Origin of the sequence: Flavobacterium sp. SORGH_AS_0622 (assembly GCF_030818825.1) — a bacterium.
Lineage (GTDB): Bacteria > Bacteroidota > Bacteroidia > Flavobacteriales > Flavobacteriaceae > Flavobacterium.
This window is the reverse complement of the sequence record NZ_JAUTAX010000001.1, coordinates 4,352,590-4,368,717: the sequence shown is the minus strand read 5'-3', so window position 1 is coordinate 4,368,717 and position 16,128 is coordinate 4,352,590. Positions and strand designations below refer to the sequence as shown.

The 16,128-nt window shown below is 32.3% G+C and carries 18 protein-coding genes; 5 read left to right on the top strand and 13 right to left on the bottom strand.

Features of this window, described 5'->3' with window-relative positions; genetic code table 11:
• Positions 1-32 precede the first annotated feature (32 nt).
• From QE431_RS18610 to QE431_RS18595, 4 genes are all read right to left on the bottom strand, one after another.
• Positions 33-377, bottom strand: coding sequence for an antibiotic biosynthesis monooxygenase (locus QE431_RS18610; RefSeq protein WP_057114808.1), 345 nt, complete (start codon positions 375-377; stop codon positions 33-35).
• A gap of 90 nt (positions 378-467) precedes the next feature.
• Positions 468-1,331 carry an alpha/beta fold hydrolase gene (locus tag QE431_RS18605; RefSeq protein WP_134142363.1) on the bottom strand — a complete coding sequence of 288 codons (864 nt, stop codon included), beginning with the start codon at positions 1,329-1,331 and terminating at the stop codon, positions 468-470.
• Positions 1,332-1,516: 185 nt separating this feature from the next.
• Positions 1,517-2,296 (bottom strand): zinc ribbon domain-containing protein, encoded by a 780-nt coding sequence (locus QE431_RS18600; RefSeq protein WP_057114806.1) that lies wholly within the window; start codon positions 2,294-2,296, stop codon positions 1,517-1,519.
• A 3-nt stretch (positions 2,297-2,299) separates the two neighbouring features.
• Positions 2,300-3,394, bottom strand: a complete 1,095-nt coding sequence (locus QE431_RS18595; RefSeq protein WP_307299031.1) for a Nif3-like dinuclear metal center hexameric protein — start codon at positions 3,392-3,394, stop codon at positions 2,300-2,302.
• Between the two features lie 104 nt (positions 3,395-3,498).
• Between QE431_RS18595 and QE431_RS18590 the strand changes: the two genes are divergently transcribed.
• The 3 genes from QE431_RS18590 to lpxK are packed head-to-tail and all read left to right on the top strand — an operon-like array spanning position 3,499 to position 5,034.
• Entirely contained in the window at positions 3,499-3,750 is a 252-nt protein-coding gene (locus QE431_RS18590) for a DUF2683 family protein (RefSeq protein WP_307299028.1), read from the top strand.
• Complete coding sequence (locus tag QE431_RS18585; protein WP_307299025.1) at positions 3,726-4,007, top strand: Txe/YoeB family addiction module toxin; 282 nt, start codon at positions 3,726-3,728, stop codon at positions 4,005-4,007. Before QE431_RS18590 ends, QE431_RS18585 begins: the two co-directional genes overlap by 25 nt.
• 4 nt (positions 4,008-4,011) lie before the next feature.
• Positions 4,012-5,034 carry a tetraacyldisaccharide 4'-kinase gene (gene lpxK, locus QE431_RS18580; protein ID WP_307299022.1) on the top strand — a complete coding sequence of 341 codons (1,023 nt, stop codon included), beginning with the start codon at positions 4,012-4,014 and terminating at the stop codon, positions 5,032-5,034.
• 16 nt (positions 5,035-5,050) lie between these two features.
• Here lpxK and QE431_RS18575 read toward each other — a convergent pair whose 3' ends face one another.
• From QE431_RS18575 to lipA, 3 genes are all read right to left on the bottom strand, one after another.
• The gene (locus QE431_RS18575; protein WP_057114801.1) at positions 5,051-7,222 is read right to left on the bottom strand and encodes an ATP-binding protein; all 2,172 of its coding nucleotides are present in this window, start codon (positions 7,220-7,222) and stop codon (positions 5,051-5,053) included.
• A 26-nt stretch (positions 7,223-7,248) separates the two neighbouring features.
• Positions 7,249-8,247 (bottom strand): type I glyceraldehyde-3-phosphate dehydrogenase, encoded by a 999-nt coding sequence (gene gap, locus QE431_RS18570; RefSeq protein ID WP_307300569.1) that lies wholly within the window; start codon positions 8,245-8,247, stop codon positions 7,249-7,251.
• Positions 8,248-8,320: 73 nt separating this feature from the next.
• Positions 8,321-9,187: a lipoyl synthase gene (gene lipA / locus QE431_RS18565; protein ID WP_307299020.1), complete on the bottom strand. Its 867-nt coding sequence runs from the start codon at positions 9,185-9,187 to the stop codon at positions 8,321-8,323.
• A 298-nt stretch (positions 9,188-9,485) separates the two neighbouring features.
• Between lipA and QE431_RS18560 the strand changes: the two genes are divergently transcribed.
• Together QE431_RS18560 and QE431_RS18555 are read left to right on the top strand one after the other, a co-directional pair.
• Positions 9,486-10,358 (top strand): M48 family metalloprotease, encoded by an 873-nt coding sequence (locus QE431_RS18560; protein WP_307299018.1) that lies wholly within the window; start codon positions 9,486-9,488, stop codon positions 10,356-10,358.
• 201 nt (positions 10,359-10,559) lie between these two features.
• Positions 10,560-11,435, top strand: a complete 876-nt coding sequence (locus tag QE431_RS18555) for a M48 family metalloprotease (protein ID WP_307299015.1) — start codon at positions 10,560-10,562, stop codon at positions 11,433-11,435.
• Between the two features lie 56 nt (positions 11,436-11,491).
• On the opposite strand, the gene QE431_RS18550 is transcribed toward QE431_RS18555, so the two are convergent.
• The 6 genes from QE431_RS18550 to QE431_RS18525 all read right to left on the bottom strand — a co-directional run bounded on the left by QE431_RS18550 (position 11,492) and on the right by QE431_RS18525 (position 16,128).
• Entirely contained in the window at positions 11,492-11,872 is a 381-nt protein-coding gene (locus QE431_RS18550) for a PH domain-containing protein (RefSeq protein ID WP_179007952.1), read from the bottom strand.
• Positions 11,873-11,932: 60 nt separating this feature from the next.
• Positions 11,933-12,670 (bottom strand): DUF4184 family protein, encoded by a 738-nt coding sequence (locus QE431_RS18545; RefSeq protein ID WP_307299010.1) that lies wholly within the window; start codon positions 12,668-12,670, stop codon positions 11,933-11,935.
• A 115-nt stretch (positions 12,671-12,785) separates the two neighbouring features.
• Positions 12,786-13,622 carry an energy transducer TonB gene (locus QE431_RS18540; protein WP_307299008.1) on the bottom strand — a complete coding sequence of 279 codons (837 nt, stop codon included), beginning with the start codon at positions 13,620-13,622 and terminating at the stop codon, positions 12,786-12,788.
• 159 nt (positions 13,623-13,781) lie between these two features.
• Entirely contained in the window at positions 13,782-14,333 is a 552-nt protein-coding gene (locus tag QE431_RS18535; protein WP_057114794.1) for an RNA polymerase sigma factor, read from the bottom strand.
• On the bottom strand, positions 14,324-15,430 hold the full coding sequence (locus QE431_RS18530; protein WP_307299004.1) for a glycosyltransferase: 1,107 nt from the start codon (positions 15,428-15,430) through the stop codon (positions 14,324-14,326). Before QE431_RS18530 ends, QE431_RS18535 begins: the two co-directional genes overlap by 10 nt.
• 83 nt (positions 15,431-15,513) lie before the next feature.
• Entirely contained in the window at positions 15,514-16,128 is a 615-nt protein-coding gene (locus QE431_RS18525; RefSeq protein WP_307299002.1) for an FMN-binding negative transcriptional regulator, read from the bottom strand.

Below are 16,128 nucleotides of genomic sequence, written 5' to 3'. Positions count from 1 at the left end.
AACTTTGTTTCTATGAACCTTTGCACCTTTTCTCAGTCATGAAAAATGGAACTATCGTCAGGAGTTTCTTTTCTTTCAAACATTCCATAATCCCTAACTACAGTGGCAATTCGTAAATGATAATCTTTGAAAATTCCATTTCTTCCTTTTGATTGCGCGTGACGATGCATTTCGAGATTTCGCCATTGCTGAATACTTTCTTCATCTCTCCAAAAAGATAAAGACAAAATTTTTCCAGGATCATTCAAGCTTTGAAATCTTTCTATAGAAATAAAGCCATCAATAGTATTCAATTCAGGACGCAGACTCGCAGCAATATCCAGATATTCTTCTTTTTTTCCTTCGTTGGGAATGACTTCAAAAATTACGGCAATCATTTGTTTGGAGTTATAAGTTATAAGTTATTGGTTATGCGTTATATGTGAAATGTGAAATGTGAAGAAAACCTTTGCTACTTTGTGTCTTTGTTACTTTGACCCTTCAGAAGAAAATAAAAACTCAATCACTTTCTCATATAATTCATCATCATGCATTCCGTGGCCTAAACCGCTTGTTTCGATGAACTGACTGTTTTTCCAATTACTGGCGATTTTTTTTCCTTCTTCAAAAGCAACAATTTTATCCGAAGTATCATGAGCAATAAAACCTGGAATAGTAAATTGGGATGCAAATTTTTGTCCGGAAAAATCTTCAAATTTAAAGTTGAATCGATTTATGAATTTGCCTTCTAAAAGAGACAGCATTTTAGAGTTCAGACTCAGCATTGAAATATAATTATCAATCAAAGTTTTGAGATCTGACGGGGCACCAAGAATTACCATTTTATTAATACTCGTATTCGGAAATAAATACTGATGATATATGCAAGCTGCGCCGCCGATAGAATGCCCGATAATAATTGTGGGCTGGTATTTTTCAACCGCTTTATTAATAAACTCCGCATAAAGCGGCACATTAAATTCTTTTCCACTGCTTTGTCCGTGTGCTGGTGCATCAATTGCAATAATAGTGCTTCCAGATTTTTGGAGATGCGGTAAAGTTTTTTTCCAGCGCGAAGCATTACTTTCCCAGCCGTGAACTAATAAAATTTTGGTTTCATTTCCTTTCCAGATATAGGTTTGAAAATGATGTTCGTTATGATGAAAAATTTCTGTTTCGGTATTTCGTAGAATTTTCGGAAGTGTTTCTTTTTGTAGTCTGCCAACTCTCGGCTGGCTAAAAAGTGCATAAGAAAGTTCGGTGGCTCTTTGCGGACGCACATAACTCAAAAAGTTAATGTATGATCCAACAGATTTTAATGTAATAAAACGAATTCCTTTTTTAATTTTCAAAACTTAAATTTTTAGTAAAGGTAAAAAATATGACTGTACGCCTGCTAAAAAAAGTTTTGCCACAGATTAAAATGATTTTAAAGATTTAATCTCAAAATATCGAGATATTTTAAATCTGTGTAAATCATTTTAATCTGTGGCAAATAAATATAAAAAAAAGTCCCGATTGAATCGGGACCGTTTATTTAGAATTTTGAGAACAATTGTTCCATTTTTTCTTTTTCTTCTTCAGCTAAAGCGCTGTCAACTAAAATTCTTCCAGAGTGCTCATCTGTGATGATTTTCTTTCTTGAAGCAATTTCTACCTGTGTTTGAGGTGGAATTGTAAAGAAAGATCCAGCAGAAGCTCCTCTTTCGATAGAAACTACAGCTAAACCATTACGAACACTGCTTCTGATTCTGTTGTAAGCAGCTAATAATCTATCTTCGATTTGTCCAGCAAATTCAGCAGATTTCTCAGTTAAGAAGATTTCTTCTTTTTGAGTCTCAGCCATAATTGCGTCCAATTCAGATTTTTTATGTTTTAAATGAGAGCTTTTAGCATCAAGTTTTTCTTTTAAATTAGAAATAACCTCTTTTTTGTGCTCAATAGAAGCTTTCATTTCTTTTATTTGCTTTTCAGCCAATTGAATTTCTAATTCTTGAAATTCAACCTCTTTTGTCAAAGAATTAAACTCTCTGTTGTTACGAACAGTTTCTTGTTGTTTAGTGTATTTTTTGATAACCTCTTTATGCTCTTCAATAGCAATTTTCTTTGCTTTGATTTGCTCTTCAATTACTTCAAGTTCACCTTTCAGTTTCTCTGAACGTGTGCTTAAGCCCGCAACTTCATCTTCCAAATCTTCAACCTCTAAAGGAAGTTCTCCTCTAACGTTTCTGATTTCGTCAATTCTAGAGTCAATAAGCTGTAAATCATATATTGCTCTTAACTTGTCCTCAACACTTAATTCTTTCGTATTCGTCATATTCTATAAGTACTTAACTGGATTTGTATTTTCTTCCGATAAAATGATCGCAAAATTAAGAATTTTTTTTCGAAGATAATCAACAATATAATTTTTTGTATACCGTTCACTCTCAAAATGACCAATATCGGCTAAAAGTAACTTGTTTTCGGCCTCATAAAATTGATGGTATTTTAAATCGGCGGTCAAAAAAGCATCTGCTCCAGCTTGAATCGCATTTTTTATAGCAAAACTTCCAGAACCTCCAAGCACGGCAACTTTTTTAATTTTTTTTCCCAAAAAAGCAGAATGGCGAATTCCGTCGGCAATCATTTTTTCTTTCACTAAAAGAAGAAAATCTTTTTCGTCCATTTCATTTTCAAATTCACCAACCATTCCTAAACCTATATTTTGATGTGAATTTTGCAGATCATAAATTTCATAAGCGACTTCTTCATAAATATGATTGGCAAAAAGTGCTTTTAAAATTCTAGATTGAAGATGTTTTTCAAAAACGACTTCGATTTTAATTTCTTCTCCCGTATGCAGTTTTCCTTTTTCTCCAATTACAGGATTGCTTTGCTCATTTCCTTGAAAAGTAAAAAAACCTTGAGTATTAAAACTGCAATTGTCATAATTTCCAATATTGCCCGCTCCAGCTTCAAATAATGCATTTCGAACTTTGTCAGCATTATCTGGAACAGTAAAAGTGACTAATTTTTGAATGAAATCGTTTTTTGGAACTAATATTTTTGTGTTTGCTAATCCTAATGCGTCGCAGAAAATTTTATTCACACCTTGAGAATGATTGTCTAGTGCCGTGTGAACTGCATAAATGGCAATATCATTTTTTATAGCTTTTAAGATTGCGCGCTCAACATAATTTTTCCCAGTAATTTTTTTAATTCCAGAAAATAAAATCGGATGAAAACAAACTACAAGATTACAATTTTTAGTAACAGCTTCTTCAATGACATTTTCTATAGCGTCGTGACACACTAAAACCCCAGTGCAGTCAGTTTCGGAATTTCCGACTAAGAGTCCAACGTTGTCAAAATCTTCTGCATAGGCGAGAGGAGCCATTTCTTCTAGAACTGATATTATACTTGATATTTTCATTTTGTGATTTCAAATTTTGATTTAACTATAAACATTTATAGTATGAGGCAATAAATTTATACTTGTACAAAATTACTACATTTGTAATATAAAATTTTTAAGTCATGACAACAATAAAAATTAACGAACATACAAAGACAGGAAAAGCATTTATGGCAATGTTCGAAGCTTTTTTTAAAGGCGTTGAGGGCATTGAAGTTGTTGAAACAGATAATTATGGACAAGTTAAAGAGGAGGAAAGTATTTATAGCCCTGAATTTGTTGAGAAAGTGAAGAAGGCAGAAGAAAACATAAAAAATGGCGAAACAAAAACGCTAAATCCAGATGATGTATGGGGAAGTTTAGGGTTGAAGTAACTAAAGTAGCAAATCAAGATATTGAAAAACATAAAAAATCAGGGAATAAAATCTCTATTAAAAACATCGCTAGAATTTTAGTTGATCTTACAGAAAATCCATATGAGGGTTTTGGCAATCCAGAACAATTAAAATATGAATACTCAGGATTTTGGTCAAGACGTATTAATCAAAAAGATCGATTAATTTATCGTGTAGATGACGAAGTTGTACCTGTATTTGTAATTTCTGCAATGGGGCATTATTCCGATAAATAGCATTATGAACTTACTTCGAAAAATACTTTTCCCTTTCGCTATTTTGTATGGTTTTATTACCAGCATTCGTAATTTTCTATTTGATAAAGGAATTCTAAAAGCAACTTTCTTTGATCTTCCTGTAATTGCAGTTGGAAATTTAAGTGTGGGCGGAACTGGTAAAACGCCGCAAATTGAGTATTTGATTCGTTTGTTATCAGATAAATATAAAGTTGCGACTTTAAGCCGTGGTTATAAAAGAAAGTCGGAAGGTTTTGTTTTGGCTGATGAAAATTCAAATGCTGAAATATTGGGCGACGAACCTTTTCAGTTTTATCAAAAATTTCCAAATGTTCAGGTTGCTGTCGATGCCAATCGTACAAACGGAATTCAGCAATTACTCTCACAAAAGGAAAAACCAGAAATTATTTTGCTTGACGATGCTTATCAACACCGAAAAGTAAAAGCAGGTTTTTATATTCTGCTAACTGCTTATGGAGATTTATATGCAGATGATTTTATGCTGCCAACAGGAAATCTTCGAGAAAGCAGGAGCGGATCAGAAAGAGCCAGCATTGTTGTGGTTACAAAATGTCCTAAAAATTTATCTGAAGAAGAACAAAATGCGATTAGGTTAAAACTAAAATTAAGCTCTTCACAGCAAGTCTTTTTTACTTTTATAGATTATGATGAAGAGATTTATAGTAAAAATGAAAGAATTGCAGTTAGTGAAGTCAAAGCTGAATCTAAATTGCTTTTGGCCGGAATTGCAAAACCAAAACCATTTTTTGACTTTTTAAAGAATGAAAATGATGAATGCCTAACTTTTCCAGACCATCATCATTTTTCTGATGCCGATTTAGAGTCGATTCAGTCTAAAGCAAATGGAAGAAAAATAATTACAACCGAGAAAGATTACGTTCGTTTAAAAGATTCTAAAATAGTTTCTCAATTGTCTTATCTGCCCATAAAAAGTACTTTCATAAATCACCAGCAAAATTTTGATGCTGCCATTTTAGACTATGTGAAAGAAAACTTAGAATCTTAGCACCTCACTATTTTAGCTAATCAAAAAACTTAGCAATAGTGGTATAAAATTCGTCTGGAACAAAAGGTTTAGTAATTACGTCATTCATCCCAAAAGAAAGAAGCATATCACGATTTTCGTCAAGCGAAATTGCCGTCAATGCAATAATTGGAGTTGTTTTGTCAAATTCACGAATCAATTTGGTTGCCGTTGTACCATTAATTCCAGGAAGATGTACATCCATTAAAACCATATCAAAACGTTTGATTTTTAGAAGTTCAACAGCCTCTTCGCCATTATCTACAATTTCGCAGCTAATGTTTTTGTTTTCAAGCATTTTTCTGGTTATCATCTGATTGATTTTGTTGTCTTCAATCAGTAAAATAGATTTGTGTTTCAATTGTTTATCGCTATAAGGTTTCGCTTCTTCAATTACTTCCAATGGTTCGTTGTTAATTTTAAAATTTAATTTGAAAGTAAAAGTAGAACCTTTACCCACTTCGCTTTTTAATTTTATTTCTCCTCCGAGTAATTCAATCAGTTTTTTTACGATTGTAAGACCAAGACCAGTTCCTCCGTATTTCCTGTTAACCTCGATAGATCCTTGAGAGAAACTTTCGAAAACACTTTGAAGTTTGTCTTCAGGAATTCCAATTCCAGTGTCAACAATTTCAAAGTAAACAGTTGCATTTTCTTCTTCTTGAGAATATAATTTTGCAATAACATTTACGTGCCCATTTTGGGTAAATTTTAAAGCATTATTGATTAAGTTCAATATGATTTGAGATAATTTGGTAGGATCTCCCATTAAATTATCAGGAATCGATTTGTCTATTTCTAAATTGAAATAATTTTTGTTGGCAGTAGCTAACTCTTTTAATGAACTTTGAATATTAAAAAGAAGCTCTTTTAGATTGAAACTGATATTTTCAATTTCAACTTTAGTCGAATCAATTTTATTTACCTCTAAAATTTCATTGATAAAAGTGGTTAAATAATTACCCGAAAATTTCAAAGATTCTAAATATTTCAACTGGTTTTTCTTGGGATTATCTTCTAGCAATAGATGTGTAATTCCGTTAATAGCGTTCAGTGGAGTTCTTAATTCGTGGCTTACTGTCGACAAAAATTCAGATCGTGCTTTCGAAGCTTTTTCAGCTTTGTTTTTAGCTAAAATCAATTCTTTGTTTTTTTCGCGAAGCAGTAAATTATTCTGATTTCTAATGATATTATTTTTGTATAAAGCCAAACTCAAAAGTGACAAAATCGAAATTAGTGCTATTGCCAAAATGCTGACTAACTTAGAATACCGATAGGTTTTCATCTGAATTTTTTCTTCGCTCTCTCTTTTTATGGTATTATTTAAAGATTGATTTTTTTTAAATTTTTCAAATTCATTTAAATCAACTTTTGCATTTTTTAATTTTAAGATATAATTTTCCAGCTGATAATGCTCATCTAAATACGAATACGCCAAATCATAATTTTTCTTTTGCTTGTAGTATTGACTTATTGCTAAAACAATTTTAGATTTTTTTTGAAAATCATTGATTTTAGCATTGTAGTCTAAAGCTTTGTCAAAATATATTATTGCAGAATCATTCCTTTGCAGCTGTGTTTCTATCAAACCAAGCTGATAATAAGAATCTACCTTGGTTTTAATAATTGAAGGATTATCCGGCTGTTTTGTGATTCTTTTAAAATTATTTGCTGCCGTAACAAAATCTTTGTTGGTCTTTAAAGCCAGCGCTCTTTGATAGTCTAAAGCATGCGCATGATCTGCAATATTAAGTTTTTTTAATAAATCTTCGGCTTTTGCGTAATAAACAGCTGCGGTTTTGTAATCGCCTTTTGCGCTATTAGCTGCTCCAATATAATTTAATGCTAAAACTTTTAGGCAGCTCGGTTTTAGGGTGTCGAATAAAGAAACAGTCTTGTGAAAATTCTTTAAAGCATCTTCAAATTTACCTTTATTGTAAAAGATTTTACCAAGCTTAAAAGTCTGATTGGCTAGATTTTCTTTTTTGCCATTTACTTCACAATAATTAATAGATTTTTGAGTGTAAATAACAGCCTGATTGTACTTTTTATTGTTAAGATTACTGTTAGCAAGCTTGTTGTAATAGGTAACGCTATCCGTATTCTTTTTGGCTTGAGAATACAAAAACGAATTAAGAAAACAAACAACAATAAAAAGACAGTATTTCATGTATGGCAATGCTTTTACAATGAACCTTATTTTTTTCTTATTAGTAAAATTAAATCTATCAATCTTGATGAATAGCCAATCTCGTTATCATACCAGCCTACTACTTTTACCATTTTATCGATAACCGAAGTCAACTGTGCATCAAATAAACAAGAATGTGTGTTGCCAATTACATCGACCGAGACAATAGGATCCTCGGTGTAATCTAATATTCCTTTTAAATTTGTTTTTGAGGCTTCTTTAAATGCTTTATTTATTTCTTCAATGCTTACGGCACGTTTTACATTGAAGGTTATATCTGTTAATGAACCGTCGGGAACTGGTACTCGAATACCGCATCCTCCCATTTTGTTGTGCAATTTAGGAAAAATTTTTGTTAATGCCTTAGCTGCGCCAGTAGTTGTTGGAACAATCGACTGACTAGCACCTCTTGCACGTCGTAAATCCTTATGGGGCTGGTCATGAAGACTTTGATCTGTAGTGTAAGAATGTATAGTTGTAATGTAAGCCTGCTCGATTCCGCATAATTCTTCAATAATTTTAATCATTGGAGCGGCATTATTCGTGGTACAGCTTGCATTAGAAACTATGTCTTCGTCTCCATCCAAAATAGATTCATTTACACCCAGAACTACAGTTTTTATAGTGTCTACTTCAGATGGCGCAGAAAGAATTACTTTTTTGGCACCTGCTTCTAAATGCGCATTTAATTCTTCGTGCGTTTTATATTTTCCTGTTGATTCAATTACAATATCAATTGAATGCGATTTCCAATCTAAATTTGAAATTTTCTTTTCATGAAAAAAGAAAAAATGTCTGCCATCTACAAGAATACTATTTTCATCATGACTTACATCAAAAGGCAGAACACCATGAATACTGTCATATTTAATTAAATGTGACATGGTTTTGTTATCTGCAATATCATTTATGGCAACGACTTCAATTTCAGGGTGATTTAAAAGAAGGCGAAATAAATTTCTGCCGATTCTTCCAAATCCATTAATGGCAATTCTTGTTTTCAATTTTTTGTTTATTCGTTTCATTGATTAATCGTTTAATCGGTTTTACAATTAAACGATTAAACAATTAAACTTTTTATAAAATATGTTTTTGTGCTTTGTAAGAAGAACGTACAAGTGGTCCGCTTTCTACATGCCTGAAACCTAACTCAAGACCGAATTTTTCATATCGTTCAAATTGCTCAGGTGTAATAAATTCTTTTACCGGAAGATGTTTTTTACTTGGTTGTAAATATTGTCCAATAGTTACCACATCAACATTTGCATTTCGTAAGTCATTCATTGTTTGAAAAACTTCTTCTTCAGTTTCTCCAAGACCAAGCATAATTCCAGATTTAGTTCTGTTAATGCCTTTTTCTTTTAAATAACGAAGCACTTCTAAACTTCTATCATATTTTGCCTGGATACGAACTTCACGGGTCAAACGTCTTACTGTTTCCATATTATGAGAAACTACCTCAGGATTTGCCTCAACGATACGATCGATATTTCTTTCAATTCCTTGAAAATCTGGGATTAAAGTTTCAAGAGTTGTGTTTGGATTCATTCTTCGAATGGCTCTAACGGTTTCCATCCAAATGATAGAACCTCCATCTTTTAAATCATCTCTATCCACACTTGTAATTACAGCGTGTTTGATATTCATGATTTTAATAGATCGAGCTACTTTTTCAGGTTCATCCCAGTCTACCGTTTCTGGTCTACCGGTTTTTACGCCGCAAAATCCACAAGAACGAGTACAGACATTTCCTAAAATCATGAAAGTTGCTGTTCCCTCACCCCAGCATTCGCCCATATTTGGGCAGCTTCCCGAGGTACAAATTGTGTTTAAGCTATATTTATCGACCAAACCTCTAAGTTCAGTATATTTTTGTCCAATTGGCAGTTTTACTTTTAACCACTTAGGTTTTGCCGTAGGTATATTTGCAGAGACTGTTTCCATATATCAATTTTCAAAGCACAAAGATACGGAATGTAGTTTATTTGATGATGCTAATTTTGTTTTCGTTTACTTTTCGTGTCTTCTGCTAGTATTTCATAATATGAAGTTTAAATGTAAAAAGTCTGTTTTTAAAATAGATTTTTAGGTTTATATTTTTAATCCTGCTCAAGATTTTGATGTTTGGCTAAACTTTATGAATTTTAAAATTCCACCTTAATCTATTACAAATTTGGCTTCTTGGGATAACTCAGGATTTATGCTGTACTATTTTTGTTGTTAATTAAATAGTTTGAAAAACATGAAAAAGAAATTTATTGTATTAGGAATTTTATTGACAGTGTTTGGCTTTACTAAAATGAATGCCCAAATTCTTTCAGATAAGGCTATGGGAGCTTTAGGTAAAGGTGTTTCAGGGTTTACTTTTAGTGATGCTGACGCGGCAGCTTTAGCCGCAAGATCTATTGCTGAAATGGATGCAAATAACCCTGTTGCAGGACCAACAGATGGTTATACACTTCGATTAAACCGTTTATTTGGAAAACATACTTCCAGTGAAGGTGTTAATTTGAATTATAAAGTTTATTTAGTAAAAGATATTAATGCTTTTGCTTGTGCAGATGGGAGTGTTCGTGTATTTGCAGGTTTAATGAATATTATGGATGATAACGAATTACTAGCTGTTATCGGCCATGAGATTGGGCATGTTGTGAATCATGATACTAGAGATGCAATTAAAGCAGCATATAAAAAAGAGGCTTTATTAGATGCAGCTTCATCCCAGTCAGGAAAAATTGAGACTATTACGGCATCTCAATTAGGAAAATTAGGAAGCGCAATGATTGATAGCAAGCATAGTAGAAAACAAGAATCTGAAGCAGATACATTCTCATATGATTTCATGAAAAAACATGGCTACGATGTTAATGCGGTGGAGTCAGCATTTAGAATTCTGCAAAATTTAAGTGAAGGATCAGAGGCATCTTTTCTTACCAAGATGGTTAGCTCACATCCTGATTCTGGCAAAAGAGCAGATGATGCTAAAAAAAGAGCGGTAAAAGATGGTTTATATCAACCTTATGTACAGCAGAAAATTGTAAATACTGCACCTGTAACAGCTGCAAAAGCGGCAACAAAAACAACTGCAAAGAAGACAACAACAAAAAAGAAGTAATTTTTATATAATTAATTTAAAAACAGGCAGATTCTACAGAATCTGCCTGTTTTTGTTTATAGCGTTAAGAATAAATGGATTTATGACATTCTAAACTCATTAAAAATTCATATATTTATTTGTTGAAAAAACAAATTTTTGTGTGAAATGAAATAGCATTTTGTTATTTACATTTGTTGTTAAATTGTAATTTTTAAAAACATGAAAAAGAAATCTATAATAGCAGGACTTTTATTTGCTGTATGTGGTTTAACAAAAACGACAGCACAAATTAATTTTGGAGATAAAGCAATAGGAGCAGTTCAAAAAGGAGTAACAGCTTTTACCTTAACAAATGCAGATGCAGCGGCTTTATCTAAAGAAGCAGTTGCAAAAATGGATACTGAAAATGAAGTTGCGGGTCCAAACGACGGTTACACTTTAAGATTAAACAGGATTTTTGGAAAACACGCAGCTGGTGATGGTTACACATTAAACTATAAAGTATATAAAGTAAAAGATGTGAATGCTTTTGCTACTGCTGACGGAAGTGTACGTGTATTTTCTGGATTAATGGATATTATGGATGATAATGAATTATTGGCAGTTATTGGTCACGAAATTGGCCACGTAGCCAATAATGATTCAAGAGATGCAATGCGTGCAGCATATCAAAAAGAAGCATTAATTGATGGTGTTTCTTCTCAATCTACAAAAATTACAGCTATAACAGATAGTCAATTAGGTAAAATAGGAAGTGCTTTAATTGATAGCAAACACAGTAGAAAACAAGAATCTGAGGCAGATTTGTTTTCGTATAATTTCTTAAAGAAAAACGGTTACAACGTAAATGCTGAAGAATCTGCTTTTAGAATTTTAGCAAAAATGAGCGAAGGATCTGAGGCTTCTTTTATCGACCGAATGATGAGCTCGCACCCAGATGCTAAACAAAGAGCAGAAGATGCAAAGAAGAGAGCAGAAAAAGATGGTTTATATAAGCCTTATGTGCAGCAAAAAATTGTAAATACAGTTCCAGTTGCTACTACAACTAAAAAGGCGGCTACCACAACAAAGAAAACAACAACCAAAAAGAAATAATATTTCTTTTTAAAATAATAAACCCGGCAGATTTTAAATTTGCCGGGTTTTGTTTTTTATCCCAATACGTGAAAAGCAAGGATTTTTTGTACTTCGTAAACATTAACCGATTTATTAAATTGTTTTACGATACTTGGCTGTTGCTCGCTTGAAATCCAAATTTTTAGTTCGGCGTCAAGGTCAAAAGTTCCTGCAGTTTCTACGCTGAATCTTGTGATGTTTTTGTAGGCAATAGATTTATACTCAGTCTTGCTTCCCGTAATTCCTTGCACATCAACTAAAATCAATCTTTTGTTGGTAAAAATGAAAGTATCGCGAATAAGTTTAAAACCCATTTCGATTTCTTCATTAGTAGTTAAAAGCTGTCCGTATTTTTTAATTAAATCTTCTTGGCTTACAGCACCTGCATTGCCAAGAATAGCAGAAAATATTCCCATTATTTTGTTTTTTTTAGTTAAATCAATTGTATTTAGAAGTAGTAAAAGTAATTGATTTTGCTAATTTTTTATGTTTGATTTAAATTTAATTATATGTGGAGTTAAGGTAATTGCAATTAGAAATGAAGAAATAAAAGACACAACAAAATTCCCAATATGTAAAGCTTTTAGATTTATTATGAATCTAATGAATAAGATTGATCCAGTAAATAAAATTACAATAATCCAATATAATTTGTTAGTACAGCTTTTTAGGTTATCATTTTGTGGAAGATTAAACAAGGTGGCAATAATTATTATACATCCGATAAAAGTGCTGGCATGTTGTGCTAGTTTCCAAAAAGGAATTTCTGTTCCAAAAAACGAGATTGTATTTCTGAGAGTATCAATTTGATTTACAAAATAACCGTGATTGTGTGTAAAAGCATCCCAAAAGATATGAGAAATTATACCAATCAATGAAGAAATTAAAACGACATGCCAATTTTTTTTAAAGTAGATATTCCAGTTAAAATCGGTATAAATTAATATTCTGCTTTTGATAAACGATGGAAGATTTTGAAATAAGAGATTTCGCGTAAGATTATGAAAGATAAAAGTAAGTAATATGGCAAGCGGTAAATCAAACCAAAAAATACCTGCTAGAGTATGACTGTACAGGCTTCTGACTTTCATTCGTAAAAAATATTCAAAATCTGGAGTTAAACTTCCAATAATTAAAGCGGTTAAAGAAAACCATGTTTTTGGTAAATATCTTAAAGGAAGAATAATTGCAGGATGAGAAAAGGTAAAAGGCATTAAATCAAATTTTTAATTTAGAAATTATTCAAAAAACACATGTAGATTTTCTTCTGATAATTCGAAATTAAAGATAAAAAAAAAGCAGAACCTAAGTTCTGCTTTTTTCTGTTTGTTATTCCACTACCGTTTGTACCGTAATTGGAAGATTGTATGCTGTTCTCACAGGTTCTCCATCTAGAATACCTGGTTTCCATTTTGTTTTTAATGATTTTAAAACTCTAATAGCTTCTTTACCTACTCCGTACCCAGGATCATTTCTCACAATAATATCAGTAAGAGATCCGTCTTTTTCCACTACGAAAGAAACATATACTTTTAATGTTTTTTCCATATCCAATTCTGGTCTGCGGAAATTGTTTCCTACATATTTGTAGAACTGGGCGATTCCACCTGGAAATTCAGGTTGTTTGTCCAGAATAGCAGTTGAAACTGGCCCATCGCTTTTAGTTGTTACAGAAGCAGCGTCACCATTCCCGCCACCGCCTCCACTAACTGGAATTGGGTTAACAGAAGTGCCACTTCCGTTAAGGTTTTCTACAACTGGAACATTCTCAGTGTTTGGTGCGATTTTTTCGACCGCATCTTGTGTTTTAGTTACCACTGGATTGATTAATTGTGATGCGTCTGTTTTGCTCGCTGCAGTTTGCTCTACTACCGGTGCTGGTGGTGCTGGTGGTGGAGGTGCAATTATTGGGTCAATTTTTACAACAACCAATGGATCTTTGTAAATAGGATCTGTTTGAGCCGAATTATCGTCTGCTGGTGTCCTAAATTTGTTAATGACTACAGATGCACTTCCTAAAGCCGTTAATAACAGTAAACCCATAAATAGAGCTGTAACAGAATTTTTAGAATTCTCCTGACGTAATTGATATGCGCCGTACTCTTTGTTTTTGTTTTCGAAAACAAGATCTGTCCACTTGTTTTCATAGATACTTAATTTAGACATAATTTTTGGGTTTTAAGGTTAAGTAACTTTAAATCATACGCAGAAAAGGTTTAGGTTTGAGCTAACAACGCAAAAGTTGTAGTTTTAATGTGTGGTAAAATTATTTTTTTAAGAATAAATATACGAATAGTATATTTTTCTTTACCTAAAGATAATAAATTATCTATTACGTTCGATAATTTCTGCCAATAATTTTTTAGCACGTAAAAGTTTAACTTTTACACTGCTTAAAGGTTCGTCTATCTTAACAGCAATTTCCTGATAAGACATTTCTTGAAAATAACGAAGCTGAATTACTTCTTGGTAGTGAGGTTTGAGTTCTTTAATGCATAAGAGCAGACGAGAAAGATTCTGTTCTTTAATTAAAGCATCTTCTGCAGAGGGAGTAGGGTCGGCTATATTATAAGCCTGCTGATCTTCGTTGTCTGTTATTTCGATAAAAAGATTAGTTTTCTTTTTTCGTAACAAATCAATATAAACATTTTTAGCAATGGCAATGAGCCAGGTGTTGAATTGAAATTCAGAATTATAAGAAGCAATTTTATCAAAAGCTTTAGAAAAAGTTTCTATAGTAATATCTTCTGCGGTGGTTTCGTTTTCTGTTCGCTTAAGCATAAAAGCATACACCTCATTCCAATAATGATCTAATAAAAAAGTAAAGGCGATTTGATCGCCTTTTTTTGCTTTTTCTATTTTAGAATTTATTTCCAATATACTGGTTTTGAAAAGATATTAGTTATAAAGATATTAATTTGCGTTAATATAAGCGCTATCTCAACAACTGGAAACCAAATTTTCAGATCATTTTCTTTGAGTTTTCCTGCCGAACACCCAATTACTGTCCAAACAACGGTGTAGCGTGTTGCTAAAATTGCTAATACGGCAATCCATTGAAATTGAAAAGCCAGCAGAATTATAACTAATAAAAAGAAGAATAATTGTGAGATGAAGAATAATCCCAGCTGCATTTTGTCAAAAAACTTATAATGCTCTGCTGTAGAAATATGTCTTCTTTTCTGAGTAAACCATTCTTTGTACGTTTTTTTAGGTTTTGAATATGTAAAACTTTCAGGTGTATAAGAAATAGTTGTGTTGGTTTTGTTTGCTGCTTGATTAATAAATAAATCATCATCACCAGAGCGAACCTGAATGTGATCGATAAAGCCATTTACATTAAAAAACTCTTCTTTTTTGTAAGCTAAATTTCGTCCCACACCCATGTACGGAAGTCCTAATTTTGCCCATGAAAAATATTGTACAGCTGTGAGGATAGTTTCAAAACGAATAATTTTGTTTAAAAAAGAGCGCTCTACTTTTTCGTAACCTCCATAACCCAAAACAATTGTTTTGTTCATAGTGAAATGCGAAGTCATAGATGTAATCCAATCTTTAGAAGTTGGGAAACAATCAGCATCAGTAAACAGTAAATAATCTTTTTTTGTGGCTTTAATTCCAAGTGTTAAAGCATATTTTTTATTTCCCCAAAAAGCTTCATTGTTTTCTACTTTTACTAAACGGATATTTGGAAAATCCTTTTCAAATTCTTCAAATACTTCTAAAGTTTCATCGCTTGATGCGTCGTCAATTAAAACAATTTCAAAATCAGGATAATCTTGCTGTGCCAAAAGCGGAATATATTTTTTTACATTCTCTTCTTCATTTTTAGCGCAGACAACTACAGAAACGGGAAGTTTTTTTGGTGTAATCTGCTGTGGTTTAGCAAAAGCAAATTTTCCAAAAATTCCTAAATAGTAGAAAAGTTGAATAAAAACAATAGCAATAAAAAAGTAAAATAAAGTTATAAGCATATAGTTTTAATGTCTGTTAATAGCTGAAATTTGCGAGAACAAAGGTAGTTATGAATTAGTAATTTTCAATGATTAAAGCCAATTTACTTTCGGCATTTTGACATTTCTTTTGCAACAGCAATAGACTGAGGGTTTTCAGTTTTTTCTAATTCAGTAATAATATTTTTATAATTATGATCGTCGCGGTTTTGAGAAAGTTTTTTTGTGGCTTGAATTTCCTCAATTTCTATTTCAAAACCAAAAATTCCTCGTGCTTCGCGCATTGTTTTTGCAGATAAATCTTCAACGCGAACAGGATTTTCTGAGTTCGCTTCGTATTTATCAACTAGTTTTTTAAGCTGCTCTACAGAACTTTCGTAATCTACAATTTTGATTTTTCCGTAAACATGTACGGCTATGTAATTCCAAGTTGGAACATTTTCGTGATCGTACCAGGAAGATGAAATGTAACTGTGCGGACCAGTAAAAATTGCTAAAACCTGATCGTTTTCTGCAAAACCTTCGGACTGTGGATTCAGTTTTGAGATATGTCCATGTAAAATTTCTTTTCCATCGGCATTGATTTCAAGTTCTATCGGAATATGCGTTGCGCATAATTTTCCGTGAGTCTGATTAATAAGAATGCCAAAACTGTTTTCTTTCAGAAAAGTTCTGATTTCTTCTGGATTCTCATTTTTGTATAAATCGGGTGTATACAT

Coding starts and splice junctions, on each gene's coding strand:
- QE431_RS18600 (WP_057114806.1), bottom strand. CDS start 2,296: ATGACGAATACGAAAGAATTAAGTGTTGAGGACAAGTTAAGAGCAATA.
- QE431_RS18525 (WP_307299002.1), bottom strand. CDS start 16,128: ATGTATACACCCGATTTATACAAAAATGAGAATCCAGAAGAAATCAGA.
- QE431_RS18595 (WP_307299031.1), bottom strand. CDS start 3,394: ATGAAAATATCAAGTATAATATCAGTTCTAGAAGAAATGGCTCCTCTC.
- QE431_RS18540 (WP_307299008.1), bottom strand. CDS start 13,622: ATGTCTAAATTAAGTATCTATGAAAACAAGTGGACAGATCTTGTTTTC.
- QE431_RS18560 (WP_307299018.1), top strand. CDS start 9,486: ATGAAAAAGAAATTTATTGTATTAGGAATTTTATTGACAGTGTTTGGC.
- lpxK (WP_307299022.1), top strand. CDS start 4,012: ATGAACTTACTTCGAAAAATACTTTTCCCTTTCGCTATTTTGTATGGT.
- QE431_RS18530 (WP_307299004.1), bottom strand. CDS start 15,430: ATGCTTATAACTTTATTTTACTTTTTTATTGCTATTGTTTTTATTCAA.
- QE431_RS18585 (WP_307299025.1), top strand. CDS start 3,726: ATGGGGAAGTTTAGGGTTGAAGTAACTAAAGTAGCAAATCAAGATATT.
- QE431_RS18545 (WP_307299010.1), bottom strand. CDS start 12,670: ATGCCTTTTACCTTTTCTCATCCTGCAATTATTCTTCCTTTAAGATAT.
- lipA (WP_307299020.1), bottom strand. CDS start 9,187: ATGGAAACAGTCTCTGCAAATATACCTACGGCAAAACCTAAGTGGTTA.
- QE431_RS18575 (WP_057114801.1), bottom strand. CDS start 7,222: ATGAAATACTGTCTTTTTATTGTTGTTTGTTTTCTTAATTCGTTTTTG.
- QE431_RS18555 (WP_307299015.1), top strand. CDS start 10,560: ATGAAAAAGAAATCTATAATAGCAGGACTTTTATTTGCTGTATGTGGT.
- QE431_RS18550 (WP_179007952.1), bottom strand. CDS start 11,872: ATGGGAATATTTTCTGCTATTCTTGGCAATGCAGGTGCTGTAAGCCAA.
- QE431_RS18590 (WP_307299028.1), top strand. CDS start 3,499: ATGACAACAATAAAAATTAACGAACATACAAAGACAGGAAAAGCATTT.
- QE431_RS18610 (WP_057114808.1), bottom strand. CDS start 377: ATGATTGCCGTAATTTTTGAAGTCATTCCCAACGAAGGAAAAAAAGAA.